This window comes from Nonomuraea endophytica (assembly GCF_014203235.1).
GTDB classification, from domain to species: Bacteria; Actinomycetota; Actinomycetes; order Streptosporangiales; family Streptosporangiaceae; genus Nonomuraea; species Nonomuraea endophytica.
In genome coordinates this window covers 382,111-396,638 of the sequence record NZ_JACHIN010000002.1, presented here as the reverse complement: position 1 = coordinate 396,638, position 14,528 = coordinate 382,111, and the positions used below count along the sequence as shown (strand labels likewise).

The following is a 14,528-nucleotide window of genomic DNA, read 5'->3' as shown; positions in this document are numbered from 1 at the left end:
AGGAGGTTGCTGTGAAGTTGAGAGCCGTATTCGTGCTTGCCGCCGCAACGGTTGCATTCGGTTTCGCTTCGGTGGGTCAGGCGGGCGCTACCAGCGAAAACGTCGTATCCAAGCCGCCTGCTGTCCTGGCATGCTGGCTTGACAGCGTCTATACCTATCCGGCGGGCAATGCCACTCGGAAACGAGCGGCGGAAGCGGCTGCCGCCAGTCGCACAATCTCTTTGATTGGAAGCGGCTACCCCAATTCATATTACGAGGATGAGGGGTACGCCTTCGAGGTTAGAAAGTGTGATTAGCGAGAGCCGCAAAGTAGTCGTTCGATGGCTATGAGCTGAAGAGCTGAGGCCTCCGACACGGCCGCCGCGCCGCGCTGCCCCCCACAGGCGGTGCGGCGGCCGTGGGCTCAGGGGATCAGCTGCAGGCGCTCTGGATCTTGGTGGTGAAGCCCTGCAGCTTGTTGACGCCGTCCATCGCGGAGGCAGGGTTGTTCTTGTCCATCTTCATGCCCTCGAACCCGCTGGCCAGATCGTTGAGCGCAGCGGCGAGCTCGCCGTCGTACTTGCCGGCCAAGGTCTTGACCTTGCCCGCGGCCTCCTCGCTCGCCTTGTTGAAGGCGTCGGGGTCGGTGGCGGCGGTGGCCATGGACTGGGTGAACTCATTGGAGATCTTGGTGACCTCCTGAGCGGCCGTGTTGCAGTCCACGGCCTTGTCGACCGCGCCACAGGCGGTCGCGAGTCCGGCAAGAGTCAGCGTCGCGATCGTGATGGCGATGCGACGGCGGGAGGAAGTCATGGTTGTGCCCTTCGTAGGTGTAGAGACGAAGGGACATTATGGACCATTCCTTGAATCTCGCTTGCACATTGCCAACATCAGTGGTGACAGTCCTGGGTAGTCCAAGGTCATGAGCACTGGTCAGGTAGAACAACACTCACTGAAGCGGGTCATCGGCCGCCGGGTCCTGCTCCTGTTCGTCGTCGGTGACATTCTCGGCGCGGGCATATATGCGCTGGTCGGGAAGGTCGCCGGGCATGTTGGAGGGGCGCTGTGGCTGCCGTTCCTGGTGGCGTTCGTGCTCGCCGCGCTGACCGCCACGGCCTATGCCGAACTGGTCGGTAAATACCCTCAGGCGGCCGGAGCGGCGCTGTATGTCAACAAGGCGTTCGGCATCCCGTTCGTCACCTTCATCGTGGCGTTCACCGTGATGATGAGCGGCATCACCTCGGCGAGCGCGGCGGCCAGGGCTTTCGGCGGTCGCTATCTGGCCGAGTTCGTGACGCTGCCGGTGCTCGTCGGCGCGTTCATCTTCCTGGCCCTGGTGGCTCTGGTGAACTTCGCCGGAATTTCGGAGTCCGTCAAGGTGAACGTGGCCCTGACCATCATCGAGGCGTTCGGCCTGCTGGTGATCGTGGCCATCGGCATCTTCGCGCTCTTCTCCGGGGACGGCGAGCCGGCCAGGGCGATCGAGTTCCACCCGGCCAACGGCGCCTTCCTCGGCGTCCTCGGCGGCACCGCGCTGGCCTTCTACGCCCTGCTCGGCTTCGAGGACTCGGTCAACCTGGCCGAGGAGGCCAAGAACCCGCAGAAGGACTTCCCGCGCGCCCTGTTCGGCGGCCTGATCGTGGCCGCGGTGATCTACATGGCGGTGGCGTTCACGGCGACCATGCTCGTCGACACCAAGACGCTGATGGAGTCCTCGGGCCCGCTGCTGGAGGTGGTGAAGGTCGCGGGGCTGGCCTTCCCGCCGAAGCTCTTCGCGCTGATCGCGCTGCTCGCCGTCGGCAACACCGCGCTGATCAACATGCTGATGGCCTCCAGGCTCGTGTACGGCATGGCCCGCCAGCGCATCATCCCCCCGTTCTTCGGCACGGTTCACCCGACCAGGTCCACTCCGTGGATCGCCATCGTGTTCACGATCGCGATCGCGGCGATCCTGGTCTCGACGGGCGACGTGGCGCCGCTGGCCGACACCACCGTGCTGTTGTTGCTGCTGGTGTTCGCGCTGGTCAACGTCTGCGTGCTGATCCTGCGCAGGGACGACGTCGGCCACGACCACTACCGGGCGCCGACCTGGGCGCCGGTGCTCGGCGCTGTGGTGTGCCTGTTCCTGGCGCTGCCGCTGACCGGCAGGGGCGCGGACATCTACCTGCGGGCGGCGGCCCTCATCGGGCTGGGCGTGGTCCTGTGGTTCATCAACTGGATCTTCGTGGGCCGGGTCACCCAGGTGGATCCCACCAAGATCACGCCGGAGGACTGAATCCCTGACGCGTGGCCGGGCCGTACAACAGGTGCGGCTGTCCACGCGTTGGAGGGATGATGACCGCCATACCGATGTCGACGGGCCTGACCGGGACGCTCAACGGTCCCCGTCACCGGACCGCGCTGAACGTGTTCCTGTTCGTCGTGCTCGCGCACTGGGCCGAGCACATCGTGCAGGCGGTCCAGATCTGGGTGCTGGGCTGGCCCGTGCCGGAGGCCAGGGGAGTGCTGGGGCAGTTCTTCCCCTGGCTGGTCACCTCGGAGGCGCTGCACTACGGCTACGCGCTGGTCATGCTCGTGGCGCTCTGGGTGCTGCGCAAGGGATTCGTGGGGCGCGCCCGGCTGTGGTGGAACATCGCCCTGGGCATCCAGATCTGGCACCACGTCGAGCACCTGCTGTTGCTCATCCAGGTGCAGTCGGGCTGGTTCCTGGCGGGCCGGCCGGTGCAGACGAGCGTCGCGCAGCTGATCTTCCCCCGAGTCGAGCTGCACCTGTTCTACAACACGGTGGTCTTCATCCCGATGGTGGTCGCGATGATCCTGCACGCCCGGCCGAACAAGGAGGAGCGGGCGCGCATGTCCTGCTCGTGCGCGCGGGCGTGAACAGCCGTTTCACCGTCGTCGTGGCGACGGTGACCGCCGCGTTGCTGCTGGCGCTCGCCGTCCCCAACCTCGGGCCCGTCGTGCGCGCCGCGCGGGCCGAGGGAACCTGGGGCACGTTCACGGCGGGCCGCCTGTCGTGCGTGACGCATCCGGGCGGCCATGAGGCCTGCGCGTGGTACGGGCGCTTCGCCACCGCCTCTGGCGCGCGCGAGGTCTCCCTGTACGGCAGCGCCCGCGACACCATGGCCCAGGGCCAGGCGCTCAAAGCCGTCGACGTGGGCCGCCCCGCGCAGGTGTACACCGAGGGCGGCTCGAACGAGTGGATCCTGACCTTCGCGCTGGTCCTGATCGGCCTCGTCCTGCTCTACCCGTTGTTCTCCCGCCTGCGCCGGCGGATCACCTATTGACAGGCTCGCGAACCCGACCCGACGATGTCGCATATAGAGCAACTCGTCGCGTAATACGCAACAAGCGGGGAAACATGTCGAGTCTGGTCTCCACCCTTCCCGGTCGCTCCTACACCGACCCCGAGATCTTCCGCGAGGAACAGGAGAAGATCTTCGAAGACCTCTGGTTCTGCGCGGTCAGGACCGACGAACTCCCGCGGCCCGGCGCCTTCAAGACCGTCAGGATCGGCCGGGAGAGTGTGATCGTCGTGCGCGGCCGCGACGGCGTCTTACGCGCCTTCCTCAATGTCTGCCGGCACCGGGGCGCGCAACTGTGCGCCGAGCCGGAAGGCGAGGTCAAGCGGACCATCCGCTGCGTCTACCACGCCTGGTCGTACGACCTCGACGGCAAGCTCGTCGCCGCGCCCAACCTGGTGAAGATGCCGGACATCGACCGCGTCGAGTACGGCCTGATCCCCGTCCACCTGCGCGAATGGCTCGGCTACGCCTGGCTCTGCCTGGCCGGCGAGCCGCCCTCCTTCGAGGAGACCGTCACCGGCGCCGCCACCGAACGGCTCGGCGACCCCGCCGCGATCGAGCATTACCACGTCGACAAGCTGGCACTCGGCCGCCGCATCGTCTACGACGTACAGGCGAACTGGAAGCTCATCGTCGAGAACTTCATGGAGTGCTACCACTGCGCCACCATCCACCCGGAGCTGACCGCGGTGCTGCCCGAGTTCGCCGGGGGCTACGCGGCGCAGTACTACGTCGGCCACGGCGCGGAGTTCGCCGAGCGGGTCGAGGGGTTCACCGTCGACGGCAGGGCAGGCTTCGGCAAGCTGCCCGGCGTCTCCGACGAGCAGGACCGGCGCTACTACGCGATCACCGTCAAGCCGCAGGTCTTCATCAACCTCGTGCCGGACCACGTGATCATGCACAGGATGTTCCCGCTGGCCGCCGACCGCACGGTCGTGGAGTGCGACTGGCTCTACCACCCCGACGTGGTGGCCGCGGGCGCAGACCTCACGCACTCCGTCGAGCTCTTCCACCGGGTCAACGAGCAGGACTTCGACGCCTGCGAACGGACCCAGCCCGGCATGTCCTCACGCGCCTACCGCGCGGGCGGCGTGCTGGTGCCCAGCGAGCACCACATCTCCGCCTTCCATCAGTGGGTGAACCACCGCTTGCGCGGATAGCGCACGCGCAGCGCGCCGTACTTGCTCTCGCCGCTGACCCTGATGTGCGGTACGCCCGGACGCGGCCGGCTGGGGACGTCGGAGGAGGTCGAGCCCCACTGGTTGGCGAAGTCGTCCACGTTGGCCGAGGCGCCGGGCGGCAGGACGACGCTGGCGGAGCCGTACGTGAGATCGAACACGATGTCCACCACGGGATGCGACAGGACCGCCTCGGAGAAGTCGAGGTCGACGCTGCCGTACTTGGACGTGACGCGCAGGTGGCGGGGCACGTCCCAGTCACCGGAGCGCTTCACGTGGCCGTTCTTCGTCTCCAGGTGGACGGTCTCCTCGGCGGTGGAGGCCGCGGGCAGATCCGAGACGACCGCGAGCAGGTCGCCGTAGGTCCGGCCGGAGAAGACGAGGCTCAGCCGCTCGTCCAGTTCGGCGGGGGTGAGGCGGCCCTCGGCGAAGGCGTGCTGCAACTGCTGGGCGGTGCGATCCCGATCCTCGTCGGCGACGCGCACGTGCAATTCCGACATGGCTCGAGCATAGGTTCGCAGTCCTCAGAACGGGAGCTTCCTTCCCGAGGGCGTGCGCAGATCGAGGGGAAGCGGCCGGCGCGGGAGGTGGGGGCGCCGCACGATCTGAATTCTCTTCACACCGGAGAGATACCCATCAGAAAGCCTTGAAGTCATCAGCTCGGAGTAACGTGTGGCTTGATGCTGGCGGACCCTTTCGCGCACCCGGCCCTCTTCTACCGAGGCGACCGGGAGTACGTCTCTGCCATCACCTCGTTCGTGCGCGAAGGGCTGGCGCGCATGGAGCCGGTCGCGGTCGCCGTTCCCGCGGAACGGCTGGCCGTCCTCGTCCCCGCCCTGGCCGGGGACGCCGAGCGGGTCATGCTCGTGGACATGGCCGACGCCGGGCGCAACCCGGGCCGGATCATCCCCGCCGTGCTGACCGACTTCGCCGACCGCCACGACGGCGAGCGGGTGCGGATCGTCGGCGAGCCCATCTGGCCGGGCCGCTCCCCGGAGGAATACCCCGCCTGCGCCCAGCACGAGGCGCTGATCAACTACGCTTTCGTCGGCCGGCAGGCCACGATCCTGTGCCCCTACGACGCGGAACGGCTCGCGCCCGACGTGCTGAGCGAGGCCGAGCGCACCCACCCGGTGCTACGCGACACCGGCGGCGAGCGCCACAGCGACGCCTACGCGCCCGAGCTGGTGATCACCTGGCACAACCGGCCGTTCCCCGAGCCGATCGAGCCGATCTCGCTCCGCTTCGACAGCACCAACCTGGGCGCCGCCCGCGCGCTGGCCGCCTCCCAGGCCGCGCTGGCCGGCTTCACCGGGACCAGGCTCGACGACGTGCGGCTGGTGATCGCCGAGCTCGGCGCCAACAGCCTCGACCACGGCGGCGGCTCCGGCCTGGTCCGCATCTGGACCGACAACGGCCACCTGGTGTGCGAGGTCAGCGACGCCGGCCACATCACCGACCCGCTGGCCGGCCGCCGGCCGGTCGACCCGCGCATGGCCGGCTCGCGCGGGCTGCTCATCGTCAACCTGCTCAGCGACCTGGTCAGGGTCCACACGTGGGCGGGCGGCACTGTGGTGCGCACATACTTCGCCGTGACCTGATCTTGTCCTGGCCAGGGTAGACCCGACACATGAACGGCCTGCGCCCGATGCGCCCGCGCGACACCGGCGAGTCGCACCGCGTGGCGACCCCGCTGGAACTCTTCTTCGACCTGTGCTTCGTGGTCGCCGTCTCCTTCGCCGGGAGCCAGCTTCACCACGCGCTCTCCGAGGGGCATCTGGCCCAGGGGCTGAGCGGCTACCTGACGTGCTTCTTCGCTGTCTGGTGGGCGTGGATGAACTACACCTGGTTCGCCTCCGCGTACGACGTGGACGACTGGTGGTACCGGATCACCACGCTCGTGCAGATGTCGGGCGTGCTGGTGCTGGCCGCGGGCGTGCCGAGGGCCTTCCAGGACGGCGACATCAGCCTGTTCGTGCTCGGGTACGTGATCATGCGCCTGGCCATGGCCTCGCAGTGGCTGCGCGCCGCGGCCGGGCACCCGGCGGGGCGGCGCACCGCGTTGCGGTACGCCTCCGGGATCTGCTCGGCGCAGGTGACGTGGATCGTGCTGCTGTTCGTGCCGCAGGAGTGGCGGCTGGCCGGGTTCGTGGTGTGCGCCCTGGTCGAGCTGGCGGTGCCGGTGTGGGCGGAGGCGGCCGGCCGTACACCGTGGCACCCGCACCACATCGCCGAGCGCTACGGGCTCTTCACGCTGATCATGATGGGTGAGAACGTGCTGGCCGCGACCGTCGCCGTGCAGGAGGCCGGGCGCGAGCACGGCATCCAGGCCGGGCTGGTCACGCTGGCGATCTCCGCGCTGGTGATCGTCTTCTCGCTGTGGTGGATCTACTTCGCCCCGCCGACCGCCGACCTGCTCACCTCCAACCGCCGCGCCATACCGTGGGGCTACGGCCACTACCTGATCTTCGCCGGCATCGGCGCGCTGAGCTCGGGCATCGAGGTCAGCCTGGACCATCTCACCGGCAAGGCGCACATCTCGGCCGTCGCCGCCGGATACGCGGTCGCGGTGCCGGTGGCCCTGTTCCTGTTCATGGTCTGGCTGCTGCACCTGCGCCCGCACCGCTACGGCCGCGCCGACACCGCCGCCTTCCTGGCCGCGACCGCGCTGGTCCTGCTGGCGCCGCTGACCCCGCAGCCGGTGCCGGTGATGGCCGTGGTGTGCGCGGCGCTGGTGATCATCACCCAGGCCGGCAGGTGGCGCAGGCGGGCCCGACCCTGAGGAGGCAGGCCCTACCAGGGTCTGTCTCCGCCCAGGTCAGAGCGGCGGTCCGGGGTGACCCCCGACCAAGGTAGTAGGGGGTTGATCAGGGCTGCTTAGGGTCGATCTCCGATACTCGCGAAGCTCGCATTCCACGAACTTTGAGGCATGAAGGGATTGCTCGTCAGCGGATTCGCGGCCATCGGCACCGGAAGCGGCGCCATGCTCACCTTGCACGCCGAGGCTGGGCTCGACCCGTTCCACAGTGTGATCAGCGAATACGCCTGGGCATCCGGCGGCTGGCTGCTTCCGGCCTCGCTGACCCTGTTCGCGCTCGGCTCGGCGCTCATCGCCGAGGCGCTGCGCCGCTCCGGCGTCGACCGGAGGGTCGTCTGGCTGCTGGTGGCCTGGGGGACCTGCATGTTCCTCATCGGCGCCTTCCCGACCGACCGCCCCGGCGTCCCGCTGTCACTGTCGGGCGGCATTCACAGGTACGCCGCTTTCGCCGCCTTCCTGGCCATGCCGCTCGCGGGCATGCTGCTGGCCAGGGCGCGCGTGCGGTACGCCCCGGCCATGAAGGTCCTGTGCGGCGTCGCGCTGGGCGCCCTGCTCCTGGTGGTCGTGCCCTACGTGGTGCGCATGCTGGGCATCCCGCTGGACAACGCCGACATCCCCGCCGGGCTCACGCAGCGGGTGGTCGTGGTGTCCGAGCTGGCGGTGCTGGCCCTGATCGGGTTCTCGATGCTGGCCAAGGGCCGCCGTCGTCAGCCCACCCAGGCCGCGCGCTCGTCCGTCCTCGCCTAGTGTGGCCGCCCCGATTCCCGGGCCTGAATCGGGGCAGGAGGAGATCAGTGACTTCTACTTTGGGATGGCCTAAATGACGATTCTGATCGCGTACGACGGTTCCGACGACGCCAAGGCGGCGATCGCCTTCGCCGGCCGGGTGCTCAAGGGCGAGAGCGCCGTCGTACTCACCGTCTGGGAACGGCTCGCCATGAGCGCCGCCCGCGCCTCCGTGGGCATGGTCATGGCGCCGGAGTTCTCCGCGGCCGAGGACCAGGCGGTCGGGGACGCCATGCGGAAGCTGGCCGAGCAGGGGGCCGAGCTGGCCAGGAAGGCCGGGTTCGAGGCCACGGCCAGGTGCGAACTGGACGGCGTGGCGGTGTGGTCGACGGTCGTGGACGTGGCCAAGGAACTCGACGCCACCCTCATCGTCACCGGCACCCGGGGGCTCGGCGGGGTGAAGTCCCTTCTGCTGGGGAGCACCTCCGACCGGGTGCTGCACCACGCGGGCCGGCCCGTCCTGGTCGTGCCGGCGCCGGAGCGGGAAGAGTAGCCCGGCCGGTTCACCGTCCGTTCACCGAAGTGTCGGTCCGATGGTGCAGAGTCTCCTTCCAGGACTGATCTAGGGGGAGCGGTGGCCGAACGGCTCGCGCGCAGGCTCGGCACCACCGACGCGGTGGTGATCGGGCTGAGCGCGATGATCGGCGCGGGCGTGTTCGTGGCGTTCGGGCCCGCGGTCCAGGCGGCCGGGTCATGGCTGTTCCCGGCCCTCGCGATCGCCGCGGTCGTCGCCTACTGCAACGCCACCTCCTCGGCGCGGCTGGCCGCCCTCTACCCGGAGTCCGGCGGCACCTACGTCTACGGCAGGCGCCGGCTGAGCCCCTTCTGGGGCTATCTGGCCGGCTGGGGCTTCACCGTCGGCAAGACCGCCTCCTGCGCCGCGATGGCGCTGACGTTCGGCGCCTACGTGGCGCCGGCCCTGGCCCAGCCGCTGGCGATCGGCGCCGTCGCGGGCGTGACCGCGCTCAACCTGCTCGGGGTGCAGCGCTCGGCGGGGGCGGCCCGTGTCATGATCGCCTTCGTGCTGGCGGTGCTGGCCATGGTCGTCGCCGCCGGGCTGATGTCCTGGCCGGCGCCGCCGTTCTCGCTCGCCGACCCCACCGCCCATGGCATGCCGGATCCGCTCGCGACGCCCGGCTGGCTCGGACTCTCGCCCGAGCCCGAGCCGGAGATCAGCATGGTCGCGCTGACGGTCGCCGATGAAGGCTCCTGGAGCTTGCTGGGCGTGCTGCAGGGGGCGGGGCTGCTCTTCTTCGCCTTCGCCGGCTACGCGCGCATCGCCACGCTGGGCGAGGAGGTGCGCGACCCGTCCCGCACGATCCCGCGCGCCATCGGCATCGCCCTGGCTGTCACGCTCGTCGTCTACACGCTGGTGGCGCTGGCCGCCCTCCACGCGCTCGGCCCGGAGCGCCTCGGGCTGTCGCGGGCCCCGCTGGCCGACGTGGCCAGGACCGCTGACGTCACCTGGCTGGTCCCCGTCGTCTCGGCCGGCGCCGCCGTGGCCGCGCTGGGCGCGCTGCTGGCGCTGGTGCTGGGCGTCTCGCGCACCGTCCTCGCGATGGCCCGCAACCGCGACCTGCCGGCGTCCCTCGACGCGATCCACCCGGTCCGGCAGGTGCCCCACCGCGCCGAGCTGGCCGTGGGCGTGACGGTGATCATCCTGTTGCTGCTGGCCGACCTGCGCGGCGCCATCGCGTTCTCCTCCTTCGGCGTCCTGGTCTACTACGCGATCGCCAACGCCGCCGCCCTGACCCTGACCAGAGCCGAGGGCGCGCCGCATCGGGCGATCCCGGTCGCCGGGCTCGGGCTCTGCCTGCTGCTGGCGTTCACGCTGCCCTGGACGGCCGTGGTCACCGGGCTGGCCGTGTTCGCCTTCGGCGCCGTGCTGTGGTTCCTGCGGCACCGCTCGACCGCGGGGCGTTGACCGCGCCACGCGGGCGACTTACGGTTGCGCGATCAGACCAGCCGGTATGGAGGTTCGGGATGCCCAGCGTCAGCACCGTCCGTGGTCCCGTCGACGTCGAGGAACTCGGCCAGACGCTCATGCACGAGCACGTCTTCGTCGTCTTCACCGAGCACCTGGACAACTACGGCAAGGGTGACTGGTGGGACGAGGAGTTCCGGGTCGAGGACGCGATACGCAAGCTTGGCGCGCTGGCCGCCAAAGGGGTCCGTACCATCGTCGATCCCACGGTGTGGGGGCTCGGGCGCTACATCCCGCGGATCCAGCGGATCGCGGAAGCCGTACCGGAGCTGAACATCATCGCCGCGACCGGGATCTACAGCTACCACGAGCTGCCGCACCAATATGAGCACCGGGGGCCCGGACTCATCCTCGACATTCCGGATCCGATGATCGACGACTTCGTGCGCGACCTGACCGTGGGCATCGCCGACACCGGGGTCAAGGCGGCGTTCCTCAAGTGCGTGGTCGAGCAGGACGGGCTCACGCCCGGCGTCGAGCGGATCTGCCGGGCGGTCGCGCGGGCGCACGCGCAGACCGGCGCGCCGATCACCGTGCACACGAACTCGTTCACCCAGTCGGGGCCGGTGGCGCTCGACATGTTCGCCAAGGAGGGCGTGGACCTGACCAAGGTGGTCGTGGGACACGCCGGGGACACCAACGATCTCGACTATCTGATGCGGATGGCCGACACCGGGGCGACGCTCGGGATGGACCGGTTCGGCCTCGAGCTCTACAACCCCACGCCCCAGCGGGTGGCCACGATCGCGACGCTGTGCGAGAGGGGCTACTCCGATCGGATGGTGCTGAGCCATGACGCGGCCTGCTTCATGGACTATTTCGGGGGGAAGTGGGACGAGGCCCTCGCGACGGCGGCTCCCAAGTGGCGCTACGATCACATCCACGACGACGTGCTGCCCGCCCTGCGCGCCTCGGGTGTGACCGATGAGCAGATTGAGCAGATGCTGGTGGTCAACCCGAGACGCCACTTCTCGTAAAGTGGTGGGACCGGAAGACCGACGCAGGTAGGTGGAACTGGGTGACTTCGGAGCAAGCCCTGTCGATCAGCCTGGGCCTTCAGGGGCCCTGTGTCATCGCAAGGCTCACGGGGGATTTCGACTTCGGCTCCGCGGCCGAGGTGCGCGACCGCGTCACCAAGGCCCTCGACCTCACCCAGCCACCCATGCTCGTGATCGACATGCAGGCGGTGAGCGTCTGCGACTCCTCGGGTCTGTCCGTCCTGGTCTATCTGCACAAGGCCGTCACGGCTTCCGGCGGGCGGCTGTTGCTCGCCGGGCTCAACGGCCGGTGCAAGCACCTGTTCGCGATCACCGCGCTGGACAAGTTCTTCGACATCCGCACCACGGCGGAGCTGGCCATCGCCGAACTCAGTGCCGACGGGAATTCGCCGCCGTTTACCGGGTAGTCGCCGGTGCATGTCATCGGAAGAGCCCGACCTGCTGGGCATGTACCTGCGCCAGATCGGCAGGACGCCGCTGCTGTCGGCCGCGGACGAGGTCGATCTGGCCAAACGCATCGAAGCCGGCCTCTACGCCGGCCACCTGCTCGCGGGCGGCGCGGACTGCGCTGACCTGCGGGAGCTCCGCACGGACGGCGAGGCCGCCAAGGACGCGCTGATCCGGGCGAATCTGCGGCTGGTGGTGTCGACGGCCAAGAAGTACGCGCACCGCGGGTTGCCGCTGCTCGACGTCATCCAGGAGGGCAGCCTCGGGCTGATCCGGGCGGTGGAGAAGTTCGACTACCGGCGCGGGTACAAATTCTCCACCTATGGGATGTGGTGGATCCGGCAGGCGATCGAGCGTGGCATTCACGACAAGAGCCGTACCGTCCGTTTGCCGATCCACATGGCCGAGGCCGTTTCCCGATTTTTCCGGATAGAGCGGCGGTTGGCGATGGACCTGGGCCGCTCGCCGTACGACGCGGAACTGATGGAGGCGACGGGGCGGACGCTCGACGAGATCAGCGGACTGCGCCGGCTCGCCCGCGAAACGGTCAGCCTCGACCTGCCCGTGGGGGAGGGCGGCGACACGAGCATGGGCGACCTGATCCTCGACGAGGACGGGTTCAGCGCGCCGGAGCTCATGGAGTGTCGGGCGTTGAGCGAGGAGCTGGAGGTCGTGTTCACGACTCTCCCGCCGCGCGAGGCGTTCATCCTGAGATTCCGGTACGGCCTGGCCGGCACCCGCAAACAGACTTATACCGAAATAGGATCACGACTCGGGCTGACCAGGGAGCGCATTCGGCAACTGGAGAAACAGGCCCTGAAACGCCTCCGCCAATGCGAGCCGTTACTGGCGTGGGCGTCATAACGCGCCCGCTATGTGCGTAATGCCGAGATTCATTGACTGTCCGGAACGCCTGATGGTTAATCGAGGTAACTGAGGCCGCTTCAAACAGGGGGAAGCGGCCGTCCAGATAGTTCTGGGGGCAGAATGCTCAGACGTCTCGCCGGAGCCTTAGCGATCACCATGGCCGCCACGAGCCTGGTGATCGCCATACCCTCCGCCGCGAACGCCTCGTCCACCACCGTCACCATGGAATCCAGCCGGAAACAACTCATCCGCACCAAGATCCACTGGGGGCGGTGCAAGGACACCTGCCGGATCCGGGTGCGCATCAAGAACATCTCTTCCAAGCGCCTCTACGACGTGAACCTGCGCGCCAAGCTGCGCGTGAACGGCCGCTACATGGGCCTGTGCCGTGACCACGTGGGCCAGATCCGGCCACGCGGCGTCCGCTGGGCGTCCTGCACGGTCCGCGGCTCCAAGCTCAACCGCCTGTGGGACCGGTACCTGAACGGCCAGATCCGCTGGGACACCCGCGTCAACACCGTCGTCCACTACGAGTGGTACGGCTGACCTGCTGCCCTAGCTCTGGACCGTGCCACTACGTCAAGAAGGGGTCGAACCCGGTTCGACCCCTCACCGTGGTTCGTGGACCTAGGCGGTGATCATCAGAGCGAGACCGATCAGCACGACGATCGGGACAACCCAGACCACGGCCTCAGCAGCGAACTCCTTGTACATCGTGTAGATCTCCCTCTGGTCGCCCGGATCCGGGCCGTGGAAATGTCAACGTGCAGCATAGCCGTACGACATGAGAACTCCGTCCACCCGGCTTGTGGGACCGGTCACTCCTCGGGCTGTCGCCGCTGTGTCAGCGTCTTGCGCAGCCCGGCCAGCGACTCGTCCGCCATCCGCGCCGCGAGCCCGGGGGCGTCGGCGTCGATCTGCTCGTGGATCGCCGGCTCGTCGGCGACCCGGCGCGTCCACGCCCGCACCACCTCGGGCATCGCCTCAATGGCCTCCCTGCTGAGAGTGGCCTCCCTCGGCAGCCACACCGTGAGGAAGGCCGACACCCGGGCCGGACTCCACCACAGGTCCCGATCCCCTACAAACTCCACCAACACCCGATACGCCTCCGCCGCCCCGGGCACGTCAGCCAACTCGGAGAACTCCGACAGGTCGGGCGCCCGGAAGCCTGCTGTTGTTCCGCCGGTCTGTGCCACCTCGTCGGCCGGCCGGGACTGCGCGTGGTCCGATCCTGCCGGATCGTCGGTCGGCGCCGAACGGGCCTCGGCAGGCGGGATGTGGGGCGCTTGGGCCGGGACATCGGGGTGGGCCGGGTCGCCAGTCGGCCGGGTCTGGGTGTGGACCGGCTGGCCCGGGTCTTGGGTTGGCCGGGTTTGGGCGTCGGCCGGCTGGGCCGGGTGGTCGGTCGGCCGGGTCTGGGCAACAGCCGGGTGGCCCGGGTCTTTGGCGGGCTGGGTTCGGGTGTTGGCGAGGTGGGCCGGGATGGAGCGGGCGCGGGTGAGGGTGAGGGCGCGTAGTGGGGGGAGGGTGTCGGCCACGGGGGCGCCGAGCAGCATGTCCAGCAGGGAGAAGGCCTCCAGGATGCGCCCGGCCACCAGTGCCGGGTCGGCGGGGCTCAGGCACAGGTCGTCCAGGAACTTGGGCTCCTCGACCGCGACGTCCACCGCGATCCCGCCGTTGACCTGGTCGATGGCCACCACGACGGTGTGGGGTTCCTTGCCGTTGCGGTACCGGAAGGTGAGCGCCGCCAGGACCTGCTCGCCGTAGGGGTCGGCCTTGCCGTACCAGGCGGACTCGCACGTGACGTCACCCAGCCGGGCAAGCCACTCCGGCCCCGGGTCGGCAGCCCGCACGGGCGTGCCCACCGCGCTGAGCGCCGCGGCCACCAGAGCCGCCTCCTGACCGGAAGCACCCTCAAGCAGCTCGCCGAACGCCTCCTCGTCACCGCCATCCGCATCGAACTCAGCGACGAACCGGCTGGCCCACAACTCGGCCCGCAACGGCGACCGCCACCTCAGCAGATCGCCCGCCTGCTCAATGGCCACCCCATACCGGTCACTCATCGTCATCCCTCGACCGTATCGCCTGCCCGCCAACCCCACGCACCCGCAGAGACGGCGCATGCCGCCCGGACGTGTGTGTCCGGGCGGCATGAGCTGTCTGCCA

The 14,528-nt window shown here is 69.0% G+C and carries 16 protein-coding genes; 13 read left to right on the top strand and 3 right to left on the bottom strand.

What is annotated here, in order from left to right:
* Positions 1-411 precede the first annotated feature (411 nt).
* Positions 412-792: a DUF8711 family protein gene (locus HNR40_RS09975; RefSeq protein ID WP_184960010.1), complete on the bottom strand. Its 381-nt coding sequence runs from the start codon at positions 790-792 to the stop codon at positions 412-414.
* Positions 793-901: 109 nt separating this feature from the next.
* Between HNR40_RS09975 and HNR40_RS09970 the strand changes: the two genes are divergently transcribed.
* The 4 genes from HNR40_RS09970 to HNR40_RS09955 all read left to right on the top strand — a co-directional run bounded on the left by HNR40_RS09970 (position 902) and on the right by HNR40_RS09955 (position 4,444).
* Positions 902-2,254 (top strand): APC family permease, encoded by a 1,353-nt coding sequence (locus HNR40_RS09970; protein WP_184960009.1) that lies wholly within the window; start codon positions 902-904, stop codon positions 2,252-2,254.
* A gap of 56 nt (positions 2,255-2,310) precedes the next feature.
* A complete protein-coding gene (locus HNR40_RS09965) occupies positions 2,311-2,859 on the top strand; it encodes a hypothetical protein (protein WP_246508793.1) in 549 nt (182 codons plus the stop codon).
* Positions 2,844-3,266 carry a hypothetical protein gene (locus HNR40_RS09960; protein ID WP_184960008.1) on the top strand — a complete coding sequence of 141 codons (423 nt, stop codon included), beginning with the start codon at positions 2,844-2,846 and terminating at the stop codon, positions 3,264-3,266. Before HNR40_RS09965 ends, HNR40_RS09960 begins: the two co-directional genes overlap by 16 nt.
* Positions 3,267-3,340: 74 nt before the next feature.
* Positions 3,341-4,444 (top strand): aromatic ring-hydroxylating oxygenase subunit alpha, encoded by a 1,104-nt coding sequence (locus HNR40_RS09955; RefSeq protein ID WP_184960007.1) that lies wholly within the window; start codon positions 3,341-3,343, stop codon positions 4,442-4,444.
* Here the strand turns inward: HNR40_RS09955 and HNR40_RS09950 are convergent.
* On the bottom strand, positions 4,414-4,962 hold the full coding sequence (locus HNR40_RS09950; protein WP_221340198.1) for a DUF1707 SHOCT-like domain-containing protein: 549 nt from the start codon (positions 4,960-4,962) through the stop codon (positions 4,414-4,416). The two genes, HNR40_RS09955 and HNR40_RS09950, sit on opposite strands and share 31 nt — an antisense overlap.
* A 180-nt stretch (positions 4,963-5,142) precedes the next feature.
* On the opposite strand from HNR40_RS09950, the gene HNR40_RS09945 reads away from it, so the two are divergent.
* From HNR40_RS09945 to HNR40_RS09905, 9 genes are all read left to right on the top strand, one after another.
* Positions 5,143-6,063 carry an anti-sigma factor RsbA family regulatory protein gene (locus HNR40_RS09945; RefSeq protein ID WP_184960006.1) on the top strand — a complete coding sequence of 307 codons (921 nt, stop codon included), beginning with the start codon at positions 5,143-5,145 and terminating at the stop codon, positions 6,061-6,063.
* Between the two features lie 29 nt (positions 6,064-6,092).
* Complete coding sequence (locus HNR40_RS09940) at positions 6,093-7,244, top strand: low temperature requirement protein A (protein WP_221340196.1); 1,152 nt, start codon at positions 6,093-6,095, stop codon at positions 7,242-7,244.
* 147 nt (positions 7,245-7,391) lie between these two features.
* Positions 7,392-8,027 (top strand): DUF998 domain-containing protein, encoded by a 636-nt coding sequence (locus tag HNR40_RS09935; protein WP_184960005.1) that lies wholly within the window; start codon positions 7,392-7,394, stop codon positions 8,025-8,027.
* A 73-nt stretch (positions 8,028-8,100) separates the two neighbouring features.
* Positions 8,101-8,559 carry a universal stress protein gene (locus HNR40_RS09930; RefSeq protein ID WP_184960004.1) on the top strand — a complete coding sequence of 153 codons (459 nt, stop codon included), beginning with the start codon at positions 8,101-8,103 and terminating at the stop codon, positions 8,557-8,559.
* Positions 8,560-8,640: 81 nt separating this feature from the next.
* Entirely contained in the window at positions 8,641-9,990 is a 1,350-nt protein-coding gene (locus HNR40_RS09925) for an APC family permease (RefSeq protein ID WP_184960003.1), read from the top strand.
* Between the two features lie 59 nt (positions 9,991-10,049).
* Positions 10,050-11,027: a phosphotriesterase family protein gene (locus HNR40_RS09920; RefSeq protein WP_184960002.1), complete on the top strand. Its 978-nt coding sequence runs from the start codon at positions 10,050-10,052 to the stop codon at positions 11,025-11,027.
* Positions 11,028-11,068: 41 nt separating this feature from the next.
* Positions 11,069-11,455 carry an STAS domain-containing protein gene (locus HNR40_RS09915; RefSeq protein ID WP_184960001.1) on the top strand — a complete coding sequence of 129 codons (387 nt, stop codon included), beginning with the start codon at positions 11,069-11,071 and terminating at the stop codon, positions 11,453-11,455.
* A gap of 40 nt (positions 11,456-11,495) precedes the next feature.
* A complete protein-coding gene (locus tag HNR40_RS09910; RefSeq protein WP_221340195.1) occupies positions 11,496-12,359 on the top strand; it encodes a sigma-70 family RNA polymerase sigma factor in 864 nt (287 codons plus the stop codon).
* A 123-nt stretch (positions 12,360-12,482) separates the two neighbouring features.
* Positions 12,483-12,908 carry a hypothetical protein gene (locus tag HNR40_RS09905; RefSeq protein ID WP_184959999.1) on the top strand — a complete coding sequence of 142 codons (426 nt, stop codon included), beginning with the start codon at positions 12,483-12,485 and terminating at the stop codon, positions 12,906-12,908.
* Positions 12,909-13,180: 272 nt separating this feature from the next.
* On the opposite strand, the gene HNR40_RS56165 is transcribed toward HNR40_RS09905, so the two are convergent.
* Positions 13,181-14,431 (bottom strand): hypothetical protein, encoded by a 1,251-nt coding sequence (locus tag HNR40_RS56165; protein ID WP_184959998.1) that lies wholly within the window; start codon positions 14,429-14,431, stop codon positions 13,181-13,183.
* Positions 14,432-14,528 lie beyond the last annotated feature (97 nt).

Bases quoted from the DNA above. Each gene is read 5' to 3' on its own strand.
- HNR40_RS09975 (WP_184960010.1), bottom strand. From the start codon at position 792: ATGACTTCCTCCCGCCGTCGCATCGCCATCACGATCGCGACGCTGACT.
- HNR40_RS09970 (WP_184960009.1), top strand. From the start codon at position 902: ATGAGCACTGGTCAGGTAGAACAACACTCACTGAAGCGGGTCATCGGC.
- HNR40_RS09965 (WP_246508793.1), top strand. From the start codon at position 2,311: ATGATGACCGCCATACCGATGTCGACGGGCCTGACCGGGACGCTCAAC.
- HNR40_RS09955 (WP_184960007.1), top strand. From the start codon at position 3,341: ATGTCGAGTCTGGTCTCCACCCTTCCCGGTCGCTCCTACACCGACCCC.
- HNR40_RS09950 (WP_221340198.1), bottom strand. From the start codon at position 4,962: ATGTCGGAATTGCACGTGCGCGTCGCCGACGAGGATCGGGATCGCACC.
- HNR40_RS09945 (WP_184960006.1), top strand. From the start codon at position 5,143: ATGCTGGCGGACCCTTTCGCGCACCCGGCCCTCTTCTACCGAGGCGAC.
- HNR40_RS09940 (WP_221340196.1), top strand. From the start codon at position 6,093: ATGAACGGCCTGCGCCCGATGCGCCCGCGCGACACCGGCGAGTCGCAC.
- HNR40_RS09935 (WP_184960005.1), top strand. From the start codon at position 7,392: ATGAAGGGATTGCTCGTCAGCGGATTCGCGGCCATCGGCACCGGAAGC.
- HNR40_RS09930 (WP_184960004.1), top strand. From the start codon at position 8,101: ATGACGATTCTGATCGCGTACGACGGTTCCGACGACGCCAAGGCGGCG.
- HNR40_RS09920 (WP_184960002.1), top strand. From the start codon at position 10,050: ATGCCCAGCGTCAGCACCGTCCGTGGTCCCGTCGACGTCGAGGAACTC.
- HNR40_RS09910 (WP_221340195.1), top strand. From the start codon at position 11,496: ATGTACCTGCGCCAGATCGGCAGGACGCCGCTGCTGTCGGCCGCGGAC.
- HNR40_RS09905 (WP_184959999.1), top strand. From the start codon at position 12,483: ATGCTCAGACGTCTCGCCGGAGCCTTAGCGATCACCATGGCCGCCACG.
- HNR40_RS56165 (WP_184959998.1), bottom strand. From the start codon at position 14,431: ATGACGATGAGTGACCGGTATGGGGTGGCCATTGAGCAGGCGGGCGAT.